Annotated in this window: 15 protein-coding genes; 8 read left to right on the plus strand and 7 right to left on the minus strand. The window is 59.6% G+C overall.

What is annotated here, in order from left to right; translation table 11 throughout:
• Positions 1–10 precede the first annotated feature (10 nt).
• The 3 genes from ACIPSK_RS08080 to ACIPSK_RS08090 all read left to right on the plus strand — a co-directional run bounded on the left by ACIPSK_RS08080 (position 11) and on the right by ACIPSK_RS08090 (position 2,468).
• The gene (locus ACIPSK_RS08080; RefSeq protein WP_446532834.1) at positions 11–946 is read left to right on the plus strand and encodes a dihydrodipicolinate synthase family protein; all 936 of its coding nucleotides are present in this window, start codon (positions 11–13) and stop codon (positions 944–946) included.
• A gap of 304 nt (positions 947–1,250) precedes the next feature.
• Entirely contained in the window at positions 1,251–1,871 is a 621-nt protein-coding gene (locus ACIPSK_RS08085) for a hypothetical protein (RefSeq protein ID WP_446532835.1), read from the plus strand.
• A 168-nt stretch (positions 1,872–2,039) separates the two neighbouring features.
• A complete protein-coding gene (locus ACIPSK_RS08090; protein WP_446532836.1) occupies positions 2,040–2,468 on the plus strand; it encodes a YybH family protein in 429 nt (142 codons plus the stop codon).
• Between the two features lie 229 nt (positions 2,469–2,697).
• On the opposite strand, the gene ACIPSK_RS08095 is transcribed toward ACIPSK_RS08090, so the two are convergent.
• From ACIPSK_RS08095 to ACIPSK_RS08105, 3 genes are all read right to left on the minus strand, one after another.
• Positions 2,698–3,123 carry a CBS domain-containing protein gene (locus ACIPSK_RS08095; RefSeq protein WP_170255550.1) on the minus strand — a complete coding sequence of 142 codons (426 nt, stop codon included), beginning with the start codon at positions 3,121–3,123 and terminating at the stop codon, positions 2,698–2,700.
• Positions 3,124–3,224: 101 nt separating this feature from the next.
• Positions 3,225–3,665, minus strand: coding sequence for a DUF2267 domain-containing protein (locus ACIPSK_RS08100; RefSeq protein ID WP_170255549.1), 441 nt, complete (start codon positions 3,663–3,665; stop codon positions 3,225–3,227).
• A 92-nt stretch (positions 3,666–3,757) separates the two neighbouring features.
• Positions 3,758–4,807 carry an AI-2E family transporter gene (locus ACIPSK_RS08105; protein WP_446532909.1) on the minus strand — a complete coding sequence of 350 codons (1,050 nt, stop codon included), beginning with the start codon at positions 4,805–4,807 and terminating at the stop codon, positions 3,758–3,760.
• Between the two features lie 159 nt (positions 4,808–4,966).
• Here ACIPSK_RS08105 and ACIPSK_RS08110 point away from each other — a divergent pair, with 159 nt between their 5' ends.
• The 3 genes from ACIPSK_RS08110 to ACIPSK_RS08120 all read left to right on the plus strand — a co-directional run bounded on the left by ACIPSK_RS08110 (position 4,967) and on the right by ACIPSK_RS08120 (position 7,308).
• Positions 4,967–5,902 (plus strand): alpha/beta fold hydrolase, encoded by a 936-nt coding sequence (locus tag ACIPSK_RS08110; protein WP_246732705.1) that lies wholly within the window; start codon positions 4,967–4,969, stop codon positions 5,900–5,902.
• A gap of 180 nt (positions 5,903–6,082) precedes the next feature.
• Positions 6,083–6,757, plus strand: a complete 675-nt coding sequence (locus ACIPSK_RS08115) for a L,D-transpeptidase (RefSeq protein WP_170255645.1) — start codon at positions 6,083–6,085, stop codon at positions 6,755–6,757.
• A 59-nt stretch (positions 6,758–6,816) separates the two neighbouring features.
• On the plus strand, positions 6,817–7,308 hold the full coding sequence (locus tag ACIPSK_RS08120; RefSeq protein ID WP_206119651.1) for an OmpA family protein: 492 nt from the start codon (positions 6,817–6,819) through the stop codon (positions 7,306–7,308).
• A 279-nt stretch (positions 7,309–7,587) separates the two neighbouring features.
• Here the strand turns inward: ACIPSK_RS08120 and ACIPSK_RS08125 are convergent, their stop codons facing one another.
• Both ACIPSK_RS08125 and ACIPSK_RS08130 read right to left on the minus strand, forming a co-directional pair.
• Positions 7,588–8,058 carry an Hsp20 family protein gene (locus ACIPSK_RS08125; RefSeq protein ID WP_446532837.1) on the minus strand — a complete coding sequence of 157 codons (471 nt, stop codon included), beginning with the start codon at positions 8,056–8,058 and terminating at the stop codon, positions 7,588–7,590.
• 394 nt (positions 8,059–8,452) lie between these two features.
• Entirely contained in the window at positions 8,453–10,915 is a 2,463-nt protein-coding gene (locus ACIPSK_RS08130) for a glycoside hydrolase family 3 C-terminal domain-containing protein (protein WP_446532838.1), read from the minus strand.
• Positions 10,916–11,117: 202 nt separating this feature from the next.
• Between ACIPSK_RS08130 and ACIPSK_RS08135 the strand changes: the two genes are divergently transcribed.
• Positions 11,118–11,756 (plus strand): TetR/AcrR family transcriptional regulator, encoded by a 639-nt coding sequence (locus ACIPSK_RS08135; protein WP_222351012.1) that lies wholly within the window; start codon positions 11,118–11,120, stop codon positions 11,754–11,756.
• Positions 11,757–11,818: 62 nt separating this feature from the next.
• On the opposite strand, the gene ACIPSK_RS08140 is transcribed toward ACIPSK_RS08135, so the two are convergent.
• On the minus strand, positions 11,819–12,655 hold the full coding sequence (locus ACIPSK_RS08140; RefSeq protein ID WP_170259437.1) for an alpha/beta hydrolase: 837 nt from the start codon (positions 12,653–12,655) through the stop codon (positions 11,819–11,821).
• 113 nt (positions 12,656–12,768) lie between these two features.
• On the opposite strand from ACIPSK_RS08140, the gene ACIPSK_RS08145 reads away from it, so the two are divergent.
• On the plus strand, positions 12,769–13,743 hold the full coding sequence (locus ACIPSK_RS08145) for a LysR family transcriptional regulator (RefSeq protein WP_446532839.1): 975 nt from the start codon (positions 12,769–12,771) through the stop codon (positions 13,741–13,743).
• A gap of 61 nt (positions 13,744–13,804) precedes the next feature.
• Here ACIPSK_RS08145 and ACIPSK_RS08150 read toward each other — a convergent pair whose 3' ends face one another.
• Entirely contained in the window at positions 13,805–16,831 is a 3,027-nt protein-coding gene (locus ACIPSK_RS08150) for an alpha-mannosidase (RefSeq protein ID WP_446532840.1), read from the minus strand.
• Positions 16,832–16,985 lie beyond the last annotated feature (154 nt).

Here is a 16,985-nt window from a genome sequence, read left to right on the forward strand (position 1 = left end):
GAAACAAGAGATGAATGCAAAGACGCCGCATCCCGCCATCGGCGGAAATTGGGCGAGCCTGCTTCTGCCGATCGCAGCCGACGACAGCATCGAATTCGACAAGCTCGGCGAGGAGATCGACATCCTCATCGATGCCGGTGTCGATGGTATCTATTCGAACGGCACTGCCGGCGAATTCCACAATCAGACGGAGGCGGAGTTCGACACGATCCAGGCAATGCTAGCCGAACGCTGCAAGGCTTCCTCTATGCCGTTCGTGATCGGCGCCTGCCAGCCCGACCCGCTGATCATGCTCAATCGCGTCCGCCGTGCCGCCGCGCTCGACCCCCGTGCCCTTCAGCTCATATTGCCGGACTGGTGGCCGCTCACCGATGCCGAAGCGATCGATTTCCTGAAACGAGCGGCTGAGGCTGCCGACGGTATTCCGCTCATCCTCTACAATCCACCGCACGCAAAACGCGTACTGGCGCCAAAGGAGTTGGGCGCGGTCTGCGCGGCGGTGCCTGAGGTGATCGGCATCAAGCTCGCGGACGGCGACGGTTCCTGGTATGCCGAGGCACGCCTGTATCTGTCAGGGCTTTCGCTCTTCGTCCCCGGCCATCATCTCGCAACCGGCACGAGGGAAGGTGTGGCAGCAGGCTCTTTTTCCAACGTAGCCTGCCTTAATCCCCGCGGCGCTCAGATCTGGACGGTCTCGATGCGAAACGATATCGACGCCGCACTCCATCTGGAGCAACGCATCCGCACGTTTATGGACGCGCATATCGTCCCGTTTCGGCAGGATTTCGGCTATTCGAACGCCGCTCTCGACAAGCTTCTGAGTGCGATCGGCAATTGGGGACCCGTGGGCACCCGCTTGCGGTTTCCCTATCGCTCGATAGACATGGCAGAAGCGGTCAGGTTGCGACGCATCGCACGTTCCGAACTCCCCGATCTTTTCCCCTGAGTTTGCTGCGAGCAGTCTGCGCTTGGACTTGGCACGAAAGCAACTTTCGTTGGCTGGCAGAAACGAGAATTGTCCCGAGATGCAGCAATCTCCCAGGCCAGTTGCAACACATTGGGGCTCTCGGCGTTCTCCCAAGATATGCGGCAAAGGATAAGGTCGCGACGGCTCTCGGCCGTCGAGCTGCACCGTTTCGGCGGTCCCTCCCGGAGCGTACTGGCGTGAGATTTCGATGTAAATAAACGCGACACGCCGATCGCAGTCGATTTTGATGGGATGATTGTTGAGCCCGCGCAAGGAGAATGGGATGGCGGATGATAGCAATGATGCAGAACAAGTCCTGCAGTGCATGACAACGGAGCATTTCGTGCTGCAGACTGCCCGTGCAGCCACGATCCAGGAGGCCAATCAGCGCGCCAATCTGTTCCTGACATCGGTTTCGAGCGGCACGATCGCTCTCGCCTTCGTCGCGCAAGTCACTCAGATGGGCACGCCTTTCGTGCTGTTCAGCCTGATCCTGCTGCCCTGCCTCTTCTTCATCGGTCTTGTCACTTTCGTGCGCACCGTGCAGGTCGCCATCGAGGACATGGTGCATGCCCGCGGCATGGCCCGGATCCGGCATTATTATGCCGAGTTGGCGCCCGCCATGCGGAAGTACCTGATCCATTCCACCCACGATGATCGCTCGGCCGTGCTCGTCGACAAGGGACTGAGGCCGTCGCCGTGGCAGTTCTTCGTAACGACGGCCGGAATGGTAAGCACGATCGATGGCGCAATCGCAGGCGTCTTCACAGGCATAGCGGTCACATCGCTCATCCATGCAGGGGTGGCTCTCGGCGTGGTTTCCGGAGTTTCTGTTTTCGCCCTAGCGTCTTGCTTCTGCGGCGCTATCACGTTCGAGCTTGGGCAGCGGCCGAGCACAGATTGAAGACGCTGTTTCCGGGCGAAGCCGGGGAATAACGTCCTCGCGCCGTCCGGGCGAAGGAATTGCGGGAACTTTGAACAGCACCCGGCGTTCGTGACGAAACACATGCGCCCATCCGCCGATCCACCAAAGAGAGGGTCTATTGGTCAGTTCACACGTATGGAGTGCGTAATGGCTTCAGCAGAATTCGAGTTCAGAGCGCTTTTGGACAGTCGAGTCGAGGCATGCCGGACAAAGGATATCGATCGGCTCATGTCGCTCTATTCCCCCGAGATTGTCTACTTCGATGTCGTGCCGCCTCTCCGCTTTATCGGATTTGAGGCGGTCCGGAGTAATTTTGTGCGGTGGTTCAATGAATATAAAGGCCCGATCGGCTTGGAAACCCGCGATTTGAATATCGCGATAAACGCGGATGTCGCCTTTGCGCATATGCTTCACCAGGACAAGGGCAACACCAAGCTGTCGGGACCGCAGGAATTTTGGCTGCGTTCGACCGTTTGCTGCCAACATTCAAACAGCAAATGGCTGATCACGCACGAACACATCTCTTTGCCCGTCGATTTCAGGAGCGGAACTGTGCTCATGGACCTTGCCCCCTGACATTCGATCGAGAAGAGGAAGGCCACGACCGAAGTATATCTTGTTGGCGGCGTGCCTATTTGAAACGCAGGCCTTCAGATCGGGCGCGAATCAGCAATGTCGACACCGCGATCGTACATGGGCGATGCGCGGTAAGCCGCAAAACCAGTGAGTTCTGGCAACAGACCGCTTCGGGCAGCGACAACTTGGTCAGAGAGACGCGATCTTCGACGCTGCCCCCTTCCTCCTGCTAATGTGCATGAGCCCCGCCCGGACGGGAGACTTTTTTCAACCCGGCTCCCGCGGCGGCGGTGTTCGCCAGGGAGGCGTCGCCGAGCGAAATGACGCCGGTGAGGCGTTTGTCACGATTGACGACGGGAAGGCGGCGGACCTGGACCTGCCCCATGTTGCGCGTCACGTCGTCGACATCGTCGTCTTCGAAGCAATATTTGACATCGCGGGTCATGACTTCGCGCACCTTTGCATCGCTCCCGAGTCCGTCTGCAAGCCCGCGCACGACGAGATCGCGGTCGGTGATGGTTCCGACGAGCCGGTCGTTGTCGCCGACCGGCAGGAAGCCGATCTGCCTGTCGGCCATGCATCTCGCGATTTCGGCTATCGTCTGATTAGGGTTGGCGATTTCTACGTCGCGCGACATGATCTCTGACACTTTCATGGTCTTTCCTCCTGCCTTTTGCGGTTAATGGACGTCGAATGTTCCGGTGAGAGTCGTTTCCGAAACGATGTGGTTGCGGCTCCTGCCACTCTCTCGAGGCCCTAATGGCGAATATCCGGATCCGGCCAGAGCGCCTGGACTTCTGCCGGCAGCCCGTGGCGCACTTTCCGCACCTCGCCCGGATCGATATAGTGGGAAAGCACCCGGAAAACTGACCGCACCGCCTCCTTCGCGTCTACCGGACGCGTCGATGAGAGCTCGTCCTTCACCTGTTCCAGGAACTCATCCAGGGAACGGGAGCGGACGGGTTGTTTGGAAGGATCGTATCGATCGTAATAGGCGCCGCGCACGAGGAGTGGAAGCTGTGCCGACAGGTGCGCAGCCAGATCGATCGGCAGACGATCTCTCAACGTATGAAGAACCGCGCCAAGCACATGCCAGGCAAGCTGCCGATCAGGTCCCTGGTTGGCCATCAGATCGTCGAGCCACATATTTGTGGTTTGCAGCGTCTTATCGAAGACGGCGACACCCGAAGCGCTCATGGCTTCACCTCCATGATGATGGTTCGAACCTGTTGAACCACTCAGGGAGATGAAAGTTCCGGAAGGCATCGTTAAATGCACCGGCCGCTTCGTCAAGAATCCGACGTGCCCTCCTCCTCCACGAAAATTCCCCAAGCGGCGATGAAGAGAGCGGCTATCAACGGCCCGATCACAAAACCGTTGATGCCCACGAGAGAAATGCCGCCAATGGTGGAAATGAGGACGACATAGTCGGGAAGCTTGGTCTCCCTGCCGACCAAGGACGGCCTCAGAAGATTATCGACAACACCTATGACGAGGGCGCCGACCGCAACCAGCACAATCGTCTTCACCCAAAAACCGGCCAGGGCCAGGTAAATGGCCGTGGGCACCCAGATCAATGCGGCGCCGACCGCAGGCAGCAACGACAGGAAGCTCATCAGCACGCCCCACAGCAGGGCTGGCTCGACGCCGAGAGCCCAGAAGGCGATGCCGCCGATCGAACCCTGGATGATGGCGATGATAATATTGCCTCGCACGGTCGCGTGAACGACCGAAGTGAATTTGGAGGTGAAGCGAAGTGTATGAGCATCGCTGAGAGGCAGCGCTCTTCTGATGGCGCGGGCAAGGGCGCGCCCGTCCCGGAACATGAAGAACAGGAGATAGAGCATCACGCCGAAGGTGACGAAGAACCGCAGGGTGTTCTGACCGAGGCTCAAGGCACGCCCGGCAAAGAAGCCCCCGCCCTGCATCAATGCCGAGGAAACGCGGTCCTGAAACGTACCGACGCCATTCAACTCGATCCTCCGGAGCCAGTCGCGGAGGAACAAGGGCATTGCTTCTTGCAGTTTCTGGACAAAGCTCCGGACATCGATCTCGCCGCTGTCCATGCGTTGGTAGAGAAGGTTGCCCTGCTGGACGAGTGAACTGAGGACCACCAACCCCGGTATGATCACGACGCAAAGGCAGACCAGCACGGAGAGGGCTGCAGCAAGGTTTGCCCGTCCACCCAACTGGGCCTCGATACGGGCGTGAAGCGGGAAGAAGATGATGGCGAGGACGACTGCCCAGAATACTGCTGAATAAAACGGTAGCACGATGGCAACGAACGCAATGGTCACGAGGACCAGAAGCACATAAAAACTGACACGCTGAAGGAGCATTCGATCTTTCCGCTTCGAGACCGCGATGATGATGATAGCACGGATGCGGCAGCAGTGCTGGACCTCCCTTCCATCCTGTCTTGATGGCTCGATCCGCACGCGCCGTCTCGCAACCGACCGGAACTTCTTCTTCCGATTTTTGTTATTCGGCTCATGTTAATGAACCAATCAGTCCAGCCGAGGCTCGGAACAACAATTCATATCGAAGATCAGGATGTTCACATCCTTGACGGAGGCAACCCACATGGCCTTCCAGTCGTCCTCCTGCATGGCTGCGGCAGTCTTGCGCAGGAAATTTTGCTCGCCTTCGACAACAGCGATTTCCGGATCATTGCACCCGACCGGCCTGGCTATGGACTGAGCACGCCACCTGCACCGGCTGAGCGTGGACCTGAGGGACAGTCCTTCTGGCTTGAGCGCCTTCTCGCGTCTCTCGACCTGCCGGAGGTCAGGATCGTCGCGCACTCGATCGGCAGCGCAGCGGCCTTACACCTTGCTGCAAGAAGACCAGACCTCGTCAGGGGACTTTTTCTCATTTCCCCATGTTGCGCGCCTGTGCCATCGAAGCCGTTGATTGTGCTTAGATCGGCGGTCGCTCCGGTGGTCGGGCCGTTGATCCGCCGGCACGTCATCGGCCGGTGGCCCGCATTCTTTCTCGATCGAGGTCTGAGGTCGTCCTCTTTTCCCAATCCCCTGCCTTCTGATCTCGCGGACCTGCCGGCCTCTCACGTGGTCAATCCGATTACCATCCGCACGATGGCCGACGAGTTGCGCGCCTTCAACGGAGACATGGAACGCCTTCCAGATCTGCCTGGCGATCTTCCCCTGCACGTTCTCTTCGGCATGGCGGACCGCGTGATTTCACCGAACTGGCATATTGATTGGCTTTGCAGGAAGCATCCGGGGCCGGTCGTCAGATTGCTGGCAGGTGTCGGGCATTTACCCCATCATGTGGTTCCTGGCGTGGCGCGAGAGATGCTTTGTGATCTTGTGGAGGCATTTGCATTTGCACAAGAAACGGAACTGTCGCGTGTGAAGAGCATCGGCTCGCAGGTGGTTGCGGAAAGAGTACATGCCGATCTTCAGAGGAGATGAATGCCCGGCCCTTTAACTCGAAGCGCCGCGGCATTCCAGAGTAACGATGGGGCAATACCAGACACAGGAGGCTCGTGAACCGATCTCCGCCTTTAGGGAGGAGATGATTTTTCTGTTGTGGCAAATGAAAAATCTGATTTACTGACGCTTCGCTGCTTGGCTTTAAGGGGGATATTGCCGATGCCGTGGACTCGCAGAAATATTGTGCTGGGTGGTTTGGCGTTACTTGGCGCCGGTGCGGTCCGGAAACCGGCATTTGCCACGGCGTCTTCCTATTTCGACGGCACTACCGTCGACAATGGCGTGACGTTCCGAAGGACCAACTTCGCCAAGATCGACAGACAGTGGCACCGCCAGGTTGTCAAATATTTCAGCAGCGAGCCAATCGGCACCGTCGTCGTCGACACGAGGCACCATTTTCTCTACGTAATCATGGAGAACAAGACGGCCATCCGCTATGGCGTCGGCGTCGGCCGCGAGGGCTTCAAATGGTTTGGCCGCGCCACGATCGACGATAAATCGCTGTGGCCGCGCTGGACGCCGCCGCCGGAGATGCGCAAGCGCCATCCGGAACTGCCCGAATTCGTGGCGGGAGGCTCGCCGAAAAATCCACTCGGTCCCCGCGCCATGTACCTGCATCGCGACGGCGTCGATACCGGCTATCGCTTCCACGGCACGCTGGAGCCGTGGAGCATTGGCAAGGATGCCTCCAGCGGCTGTATCCGCATGTTTAACGAAGACGCCATCGATCTTTACCAGCGTTGCCCCATCGGCACTGCGGTGCAGGTTCTGCCGCATATTGCAGACCAGGCTGAAAGCGCCACCCAGGTCAGCCAGACAACCCCGGCCGAATAAGGAATATCACCTTGATCTCAATTGCGACCGGATTTACCAGGCGCCTTCTTGCCGCGACAATGCTCTTGGCGCTTGCCGCCTGCTCCACCACCGAACTGGCCTCGCTGGAAGAACCTGCGGCGGCGCCAATGACCGGCCAGACGAACGATCCGGCGCCTGGTTTCGAAAACGTCGCGGCCGGCAGCGAGGAGGATTTTATCCTCAATGTCGGCCGACGGATATATTTTACACAGGACTCTGCCAAGCTCGATTCCGTCGCCATGGCGACCCTGGACAACCAAGCCAACTGGCTCAACAACAACCCGACCTGGATGCTCAAGCTACAGGGATTCTCCGACGATTCAGGATCCGCATCCAAAATGGAGATGCTGTCGCACAAGCGCGCCGATGCCGCGATGGCTTATCTTGTCTCGAAGGGCGTGGACCCAAAGCGCATGTGGGCCAAGGGTTACGGGAACGAACGCGAAGTCCGCGACTGCACGGAGCGCTCCTGCAAAGTGCAGAACCGGCGCGTCGTCTCCAACCTCCGCAAGCAGCCTGACGCCGTCTGATCTCTTCGCGATGCCCATCGCGCAAAAGCGGATGAAGCTACGCAATTCGCGGCAAGACGACGTCGCATAGGACCGCCAGTCAAAAGGGCCGGCCACCAAGCCGGCCCTCCTGGATCCAACTCAATTCAGGATCGCGCTACCGGGATAGAGGCTCCGGAGTGGAGCTTGTCAAGAAGCTTGGAGAGTACACGCTTTCCCGCGTCCTTTGCGCTTTTCCCGCGGCGCTTTCTGATTTCGACCGTGAACGGCTTTTTCCGAGACTTCATCGAGAAGCCCTCCTTAAGCCACCTGGCGCTCGCCTTCGATCTGAAGAGGCGCCTGCTGAAAGGGGCCGTCTCCAATGGCGATTTTGCGCGGCTTCATGGCTTCCGGCACCTCACGCTTCAGCGCGATCGAGAGAATACCGTTCGTCAGGGACGCATTCTCGACCCTGACATGGTCCGCAAGTTCGAAGCGACGTTCAAACGCGCGCCCGGCGATGCCGCGATGCAGATATTCGCCATCCTTCCCTTCGGCCTTCTGGCCTTTCACCACGAGCACGTTCCGCTCCTGGGTGATCTCCAGATCGGACTCGGCGAAACCGGCGACTGCCATCTGGATACGATAGTCGTCTTCGCTCGTCTTGACGATATCATAGGGTGGCCAGGTCTCGATCGCCTGCAGCCGCTGCGCATTGTTCAAGAGGTTGAAGACCCGGTCGAAGCCGATGCTGGACCGATAAAGGGGTGCGAAGTCAAGTTCGTTTCTCATAGCCATATCCTCCGTAAAGCAACATGGAATGGAGACGCGTCGAAAACACGTCCCCGGTCTGGTCGACCCGTCTTTGCGCTGTCGACGAAAATGATCTGGTTTCGGGCGTTTTTCGATTCAAGAGGACATCCAAAAAAAGTTTGGGCGAGGCTTGAGGCGGGCTGCAAGCCTGTTAACCGCTGTTTTCCTTCACCTAAATCGAATGGTGTCTGAAGATGTTCTCGTTTATGTGGAAATTTTTGGGAGAAGTTCATGACCGGCAAAAGCATTAGCACGAGCCCTCCGGACGGTGTCATCGAGGCGATCTTCGCCTCGCACATTCTTCATCCCGTCTCCGACGCTGTCGTCCCACCGCGACGACGACATGGCGGCCTTTCCCGTGTGCGACCACGGCCTACTGCGAAGGCGGCAGCAGATAGGCGCGTGGTGACGGCAGATCGATGACGAACCTGATATCCGTGGCATTGGCCGCCACGACCAGTTGGTACTCGCCGGCCTCAGCGCGGAAGGCGCCGGCCTCGATGTCGAAATAAGCTAGATCGCGTGGCAGGATCTTCAATTCGGCCGTGCCGGTCTCGCCGGGCTGCAGCGAGAGTTTTGCGAAGGCGCGCAGCTCCTTGTCCGGCCGCTCCACCTTGGACTTTGGCGAACGCACATAGAGCTGGACCAATTCCGACCCGGCCCTGTCGCCGATATTGGTCAGATCGATGCTGACAGTCACGCCTTCGGCACCCATTTCGCTGGCTGAAAGACGCGTCTCGCCCCAGCTGAAGTGCGTATAGCCAAGGCCGAAACCGAAGGGGAAGAGCGGCTCGACAGCGTACGTATCGTGATGACGGTAGCCGACGAATACGCCTTCGGCGTAGCGCACATGCCCATCCTTACCCGGATAGACGGCTGGATCGCCTGTTATTGCGGAATTGTCGGCAAGCGCCTTCGGGAATGTCTGCGGCAAGCGTCCGCCGGGCTCGACATCGCCGAACAGGACATCAGCGACGGCATTACCCAGCTCCTGCCCGGGATACCAGATCTGCAGCACGGCGCGAACCTTGCCGAGCCACGGCATTTCCACCGGGCCACCGGTCTGCAGCACGACCACGGTGTTGGCGTTGACGGCCGCAACGCGCTCGATCATTTCCTCCTGCCGGCCCGGAAGCCGCATGTCGGGCAGGTCCAAGCCCTCAGTATCCCATTCGCCGTCGCGGCCGACGAAGAGAAGCGCCACATCGGCATTCAGCGCCGTCTCGACGGCTTCTTGCATATCGGCCTCGCCCAAGGGCTTTTCGACGCCGAAGCGAATGGCCGTGAGGTTGATCCCGTCCCCCGTCGCCACGGGCATGTCGTACTCTACGGTGACGGTATGGGCCTTGCCCGCATCGAGCGCCACCGTGCCGCGCTGTTCGTTATTGGCCGTGCCGAAATAGTTCTCGCCGCGTGTCCAGCCGTCATGGCCGTCGACTGTGAGCCTGCCATCGACGAAGAGCCGCGCCAGCCCGGCATTGGTCATGCCGAAGACATGATCGCCGCTCTCTTCCGGCGCGAATTGCATCGTCATCCGCGCCGAGAAATCGGTGGGGTCGAGTTCGCCCGACGGCAGCTCGAACCAGAAGAACTCACCCTTGTCGACGGTCTCGACATGGAGCGGAGCGCCCCGGCAACCACGCCCCTTGAAATATTCGACGGTGATCTTTCCCCTGGCCACCTCAATCAGACGATTATGGCCGCAGCCGACGGCGTGGCTGACGCTGTTGGCATTGGAAAGGGCGGCTCGAATCCCTTCGAGCGGGCTGATTGTATAATGCGCCGCGATCTGCGCGCTGCCGCCGCCCATGACACGCGCGCTCGCCGCGTTGGGTCCGATGACGGCGATCCGGTCGAGCGACGTCTTGGCAAGCGGCAGGATGCCGTCGTTCTTCAAAAGGACTGCGCCTTCTGCGCCGAGACGCCGGATCAGCGCCCGGTCTTCCGGCAGGTCGACCGCCCGCTCCGTGAGGTCGGGCTTCTTCTCGAACGCGCCGACCCGCTCGAGTAGCAGCAGAATGCGCCGTGCCGCCGCGCGCACCGTGGCGGCTTCGACCTTGCCCTCGCGCACGGCCGCAACCAGCTTCTCGCCGCGATCGCGCGCCGGACCGGGCATTTCGAGATCAAGCCCGGCATTGATCGTTTCGGCCGTCGAATGCGAACCGAACCAGTCTGACATGACGATCCCGTCGAATCCCCACCCCTCTCGCAGCACTTTGGTCAGCAGCCACGCATGTTCGCTCGTGTAGGTGCCGTTGAGGCGGTTATAGGAAGACATGACGGCCATAACGCCGGCGCGGCGAACCGCCTGTTCGAAGGGTGGAAAATAGATTTCGCGCAGCGTCCGTTCGTCGATATCGGAAGACATGGTCTGCCGCTCGATCTCGGATTCGTTGCCGGCGAAGTGTTTGATGGTTGCGGCGATCCCCTGGCTCTGCACGCCCTTGATATAGGCAACGGCCAGTTCCGCGGTCAGCATCGGATCCTCGGAATAACATTCGAAATTTCGCCCGTTGAGCCCGGAACGATGGATATTCACCGTGGGCGCGAGCAGCACGGCTGCACCCTTGCTCTTTGCCTGGTGGGCAAGCGCCACGCCCATGTGCTCGACGAGATCGGGATTCCAGGTGGCGCCGAGCGCGATGGCGACAGGAAAACAGGTCGCCTTGACGCCGCCGACCAGCGAACCCGCGCCGCGAGCCCCATTCGGCCCGTCCGTCACCTTGATTTTCGGCACATCAAGACGTTCGACGGGAACAGTCGTCCAGAAATCGGCGCCGGACAGCAGCGAGACCTGCTCCTCGAGCGTCATCTTGTCGAGAATTGAATCGATCATGCAAACCTCTCCTTCAACGGAATTCGGGCATTGCGAAGTGCTGGCCGAGCATGCCAGGTGGCAATTCATCCGGCGGCGACGCCAACGTCTCCACGCGCCACGCAGTTCTTAAACCTACCGATTACTCGGTATTTTTAAGATGTCAACTGCCGAACCGTGATGTATGGATGGAGGGCGGGAGAAAGAGCAGATGGAAGAGACGATGGCAGAATTTCTCGAATCGAAGACTGGACAGGACGAAAAGCGATGGCGCCGATCTCGCAAGGGCGAAGCGCGCCGCACGGAGATCCTGTCGGCTGCGATGCGACGTTTTGCCGAAGACGGCTACCAGAATGCCGCCATCGGCGATGTGGCTCGCGACGTCGGCCTGTCGCTGCCGGGCCTGCTGCACCATTTCCCGACCAAGGTCGATCTCCTGCTTGCCATTCTGGACAAGCGCGATCTCGAATGTGAAAGCTTCATCGGGCCCCATCGTTCCGATCTCCGCGGCCTGCTCAAGGGCATGGTCCAGGTCTTTCGCCGCAACGCCGAAATGATCGAGGTCATCAGGACCTTCGCCATCCTGAATGCCGAGAGCCTGATGAAGGATCACCCGGCGAAGGCATGGTTTCTCGATCGTGCCACCCAGCTGCAGAACGACATCGCCGCCACCTTCGACCAAGCCGTCGCCGATGGCTCGATAGACGGCAAGATTGATGGCAGGGCGATGGCGGCCGAGCTGATCGCCGTGATGGACGGACTTCAGATGCTCTGGCTGCGCGATCCCACCCGCTTCGATATGGTCGGCGGGTTGGAAGCCTATGTCGACCGCTTGCTGGTGAGCCTTGGTTTGGAGGATTGAGTTTTGGCTTGCGACTCTGCGCTGGGGAGCCGGTCGCGGATGACGCTCTATCGGAAGATCTATCATCTATCAAAGCGTGCCAACCAGGCCATAATGCGGCTTACGGCTTCGTAATACCTCTGGCCGACAAGCAGACCTGTGTGTGTCGTACCCCAGAGACCTAGATACTCGCCGCCGATGTGACGTGCTGTCGCTCGGCCTCGATGTTCATCGGATTCGTCGCTGATCGCGCAAATGACGAGGCTGGGACAGGCGATCTTCTCGCCTCTGATGGAAATCCCCTCCGCCCCGAAATGAAAGGAAAATGCGCTGAACGCCTTTGCAGATTCCATGGACAGGTAATTCCGCTGGAATTCGATATCCTCGAATGTTTCATCGACACTGATTTGCTCGTCGCGCACGGGAGCAGGCACGACGAGGCCGGGCATTCGCAACGCGAGATCGCGATAGGGCGCCTCCGCATGCACTTCCTTGCAAATGCTGGAATCGATCAAGACCAGCCCGGCAATCTTCACACTTTCCGCCAGTTTCTGGCTCAGGATTCCGCCCATGCTGAATCCGATCACGATGGGCGGGGTTCCACATTCTTTGGTGATTTCGGTGATCACCAGCCGGATGTCTTCCAGGTAATCTTCAAACAGGATTTTTGTGAAATCCACCGACCTGCTTTTGTAGTGACCCCGCAGGTTGATGCAATAAGAGTTCCATCCAGCCGATATGAAATGAGGAATATATTTGCTCCACATCCAGCTCCCGGTAAAGGCGCCGTGGACGAAGAGCAAAGGCGGCCGAACGGACTGCCTCGAAGCGCTGTGCGCATCAAATATTTCGAGAAATAGGTCATTCTCTCCGACGTATTTTCCCGTGTGGTCGGGTCTTTCTTTTGCATAGTCCCGCATACCGCTCACTCTTTGTTATTCGCTGGGAACCGAGGATATTTCCTATGCAATATTGATCAATGGCACCTCGTGGCCGTACATAAAGGATAAAATATCTTCAATCAGGTGCTCATGTGGACAGTCTTGCGAGCGTTGTCGCCTTCGTTCACGCCGTCGAACAGCAGAGCTACGTCGCAGCTGCCAGGGTTGCCGGAGTTTCGCCGTCCGCGATCGGAAAGGCGGTGGCGCTTCTCGAAAGCCGGCTGGGCGTGCGGCTCTTCAACCGGACAACGCGCAGTATCAGCCTGACTGAAGAAGGAGCGGTCCTCTACGAGCGCTACAAACGCATCATCGACGACATGGATGATGCAGAAGCCACAATCTCACGAAGCCGGGAACGTCCAAGGGGACGCCTTCGCGTCAGCGTACCGCATATTGTCGGGCATCACCTTCTCATGCCGGTTCTACCCACTTTTGCCGAGCAATTTCCGGAGATCGAACTGGACATCGATTTCGAAGACAAGGTGATAGACCTGGTGGCGGAGGGCCTGGATGTCGTCGTGCGGAGTGGCGAGCTCGCCGATGCTCGATTGATTGCCCGCCATCTTGGCAACCAGCATTTCGTCGTTTGCGGAAGTCCCGATTATTTCAAGCGCCATGGACAACCGGAGACGCCGGATGACCTCTCCCAACATGCCTGCATTCACTTCAAATACCCATCCAACGGCCGGCTCGCACCATGGACATTCCGCTCGCCATACGATCGGGTAATTTTCCCAAGAAGCCTTACATTCAACAATACGGACGCAGGGCTGCGGGCAGCGCGGGACGGTTTGGGGATCGCGCACCTGCCTGTCTACGTCGCAGAGCCCCATATGCGAACCGGAAGTTTGGTCCCTGTCCTGACCTCCTTCATGGTGCCGTACGGCTCGCTCTCGCTCGTCTGGCCGTCCAATCGTCAGCTTTCACCAAAAGTCCGCGCTTTCGTGGATTTTGTAGTTGCGAATTTGGCCGCCCGACCCGACGCTTTTCGCCCGCTGGATGCAGCTGGCGTCTCATCCAATTCTGGGGGATCGCGGCCGCTTTCAGAAGCGCCCGCCAGTCCTTGAAATCACCGTGCTACATGCTTGCCATAGGCCATTCGATTCCCGGCACGTATGGCGTCAGGCGTCAGCCATTCTGCAGCTTCCAAGTCCGGATTTCAAACGGCATGATGTCGGCAGGTCCCTTCCGCTCCATCGGCTCTTCGAGAATGTTCAGCGGCTGCGATGCTGCCCATCCGGAAGGCAGGCTAAGGGCGAGGCTGCCGCGCCGGCCGGCCGGTTCGTAGAGGCGTAGGATAAGCCCATCACCCTCTTCCGCCGGCTTTAGGCCTGAGAATGCGACGGGGATGCCGGTGACCGCAAGCGGCGCAAAAGTGCCGGCGGAGAGGCCGCTGGATTCAGCCGAGACGAGCGGTTGGTTGAGATCGGTCGCCTCGTCGAGAACGCCGCTTTCATGCCAGGCGCCTTCATGCGGCATCAGCGCATAGGTGAAGCTCTGCTCGCCTTCGTCGGCCAGCGGATCCGGATAGATCGGCCCGCGCACGAGGCTCATGCCGATCACGTTGCCGCGGGCGCTATGGCCGTATTTGGCATTGTTGAGCAGCGCCACCCCGAAATCCGGCTCGCTGATATCGACGAAGCGGTGCGCGACGGCCTCGAACATCGCCTGCTCCCAGGACGTATTCGTGTGCGTTGCCCGCTCGACGATGCCGAAGGCACATTCGAAGGTCGCCTTGCGGGCCTGCGCGGCGACCGGGTTCAGGGTGCGCAGCAGCGTGCGGCGATCATGCCAGTCGATCGTCGTTTCGATGTCGAGCCGCCTGGCGTTGGCCGTCAGCACATAGGTCTGCGTGACGCTCGAATTCCGGTAGCGGTAAACGACGCGGATCGCCGCGCGGTGCGGGCCGTCTTCCACGAGGGTGATACCATCAGGCGCATCGAGGCGGACGGCCTTTTCGGCATAATCCGCGTCGATATCCCAAGCGTCCCAGTTGCGCGGCTTGTCGGCCGGATAGACCCAGAGCTGGTTTGCCGAACCATCGACCGCTTCGCGGCCGGTCGCCTTGTGGATAAGGCTCGCAACCGCTCCGTCCTTGCCAATGACGACCGCGAGGTGGTCGTTTTCGAGACGGTCGGGGCTAGCCTTTAGCCCGCCCGCCGGCTTGAGCGAGCCCTTGTCGAAGACCGCGACGGACAAGGGCGCGACGAGATCGGCTGCCGCGACGACCGTACCGTCGGAAAGCGTTGCGCTGAGCGGCCTCGGCGCAAGAGACGGATTGACGACGACGAGGACATCGCCCACCCCGCCCTTCGGCAGCTTGGCCGACAGCGCTTGCAATGCCATCGCCTGTTCGGCCATGGCATGTTCGATGACGCCCCCCAGTTCCTGCTCCGCATCCTGATAGACTTCACGGATGCTCGAGCCCGGCAGAATGTCGTGGAACTCGTTTTTCAGAACCACGCGCCAATCCGCCTCGAGGCTTCGGGGCCTGTCTGCTCCGAGCATATGCGCCAGCGAAGCAATTGTTTCGGCTGTGATCAGCGCCCGTTCGGCCTGGCGATGCTTGCGCTTGACACCGCTTTGCGACGTCAGTGTGGCGCGGTGCAGTTCGAGATAGATTTCACCGTCCCACACGGGAAGGTTCTTTTCGCCTGCGGTGCGGTGCGCCTGCTCGTAAAAGCTTTTGACGGTGCCCCAGCGCGCCTGCGGAATTGCCGGGAAATCGCGCAGCTGCACTTCGCGCTCGACCATCTCCGGCGTGACGCCGCCGCCGCCGTCGCCATAGCCCACGGCCAGCAGCGAAGTATGGTGCTGCGTCTTGCCGCGGAAATTCTTCCATGTCGGCACGTAGCAATCGGGTTGCACGAAGCCGTTATAACCCTGCATCGGATTGTCGAACGTGTGGGTCAGCACCCGGCTGCCGTCGAGACCCTTCCACCAGAAGAGATCGGAGGGAATATGGTTGGTCTCGCTCCAGTTGACCTTGATCGTGAAGAAGCTGTCGATGCCGCCCTGTCTCAGGATTTGCGGCAGCGCACCTGAAAAGCCGAAGCAATCGGGCAGCCAGCAGACCGTGTGGCGGGTGCCGAAGGTCTTTTCAAAATAACGCTGGCCATAGAGGACCTGACGGGCGAGGCTTTCGCCGGTCGGCATGTTGGTGTCGGGCTCCACCCACATGCCGCCGACGGTTTCCCACTTTCCTTCCGCGACCTTCTGCTTGATGCGCTCGAGAAGTTCCGGGTCTTCCTCTTCCATCTGCGCGTAATAATGAGCGGTCGATTGATTGAAACGAAAATCGTCGGAGCGCTCCATCAGCGACAGAGCCGTGTTGAAGGTGCGCCGCATTTTCCGGCGCGTCTCGCGATAAGGCCAAAGCCAGGCGAGATCGATATGCGCATGGCCCGTCAGCAGCAGTTCTCCATTCGGCGGGAAGGGTTTCTGCAGCTCCTTCAACCGCGCCGTCAGAGCCTCGAAGGCCGTGGTTGCCGAAGCGCTCTGCTCATCCGTGAGGCCTGCCGGATTAACCTCAAGCTCCGGCAGTTCCCAGATCTTCTGCTGCATGACGGCGCCTGACGTGCGGGAGATATAAGCCGCCGTATCCGACGGCCAGTCGAGGCTGCGCAACGCATGCTCGGCGGCATCCATCAGGTGCGGCACAACTTCATGCTCGCCGAGCGCATCGATTGCCTCGGCAACCTGCTTCAACAGAAGATGCAGGCGGTGAGCGGGACCATCGAGCCAGATAAACCGGGCCTTGTTGAGTTTGGGCGCTCGATTGGGCTCGCCGAACGGAAAGCGGGCGACGGTTTCCGTTGCGATGGAGAAGCGCCGGCCCTTCACCGGGAATTCCTGGTGATAGGGATCAAGACCGAATGTTTCCGTCTCGCCGTCGGGATAGCTCAGCGTAATCAGGCTCTCGCCGCCGAGATCGAGCTGCAGGCGAATATCTGCCAGAGGCCACGCCTCCGGCGCTTCAGCGGTCGCGGCAAAATGCACCACTGCCTGGCGGTGCGGCCAATCCTGGTGATGGCCGATCGGCTCGCCCTCGAAAGTCCAGCCGTCGATCGCAGCACTTTGTCGATCCCGCCAATGCGCCAACTCGGCAATGCGAACTTTCAGACGATCGAGGCGCTGGGCAATGGTCAGAGGCATGGCTTATCCTGTTGAAAATCGACGGCTGACAATCTTGTCGTCATGCTTTTGAGGTCGTGGTCATGGTTTTGGGGGAGATGAAGATGGCGCGACCGACATCGCGATTGCCCGGCCCCTCCTCCAAGCGGGCTTGCAGAGTCTTAGATTAAGTAAC

Source organism: Rhizobium sp. LARHSG275, from assembly GCF_052871115.1.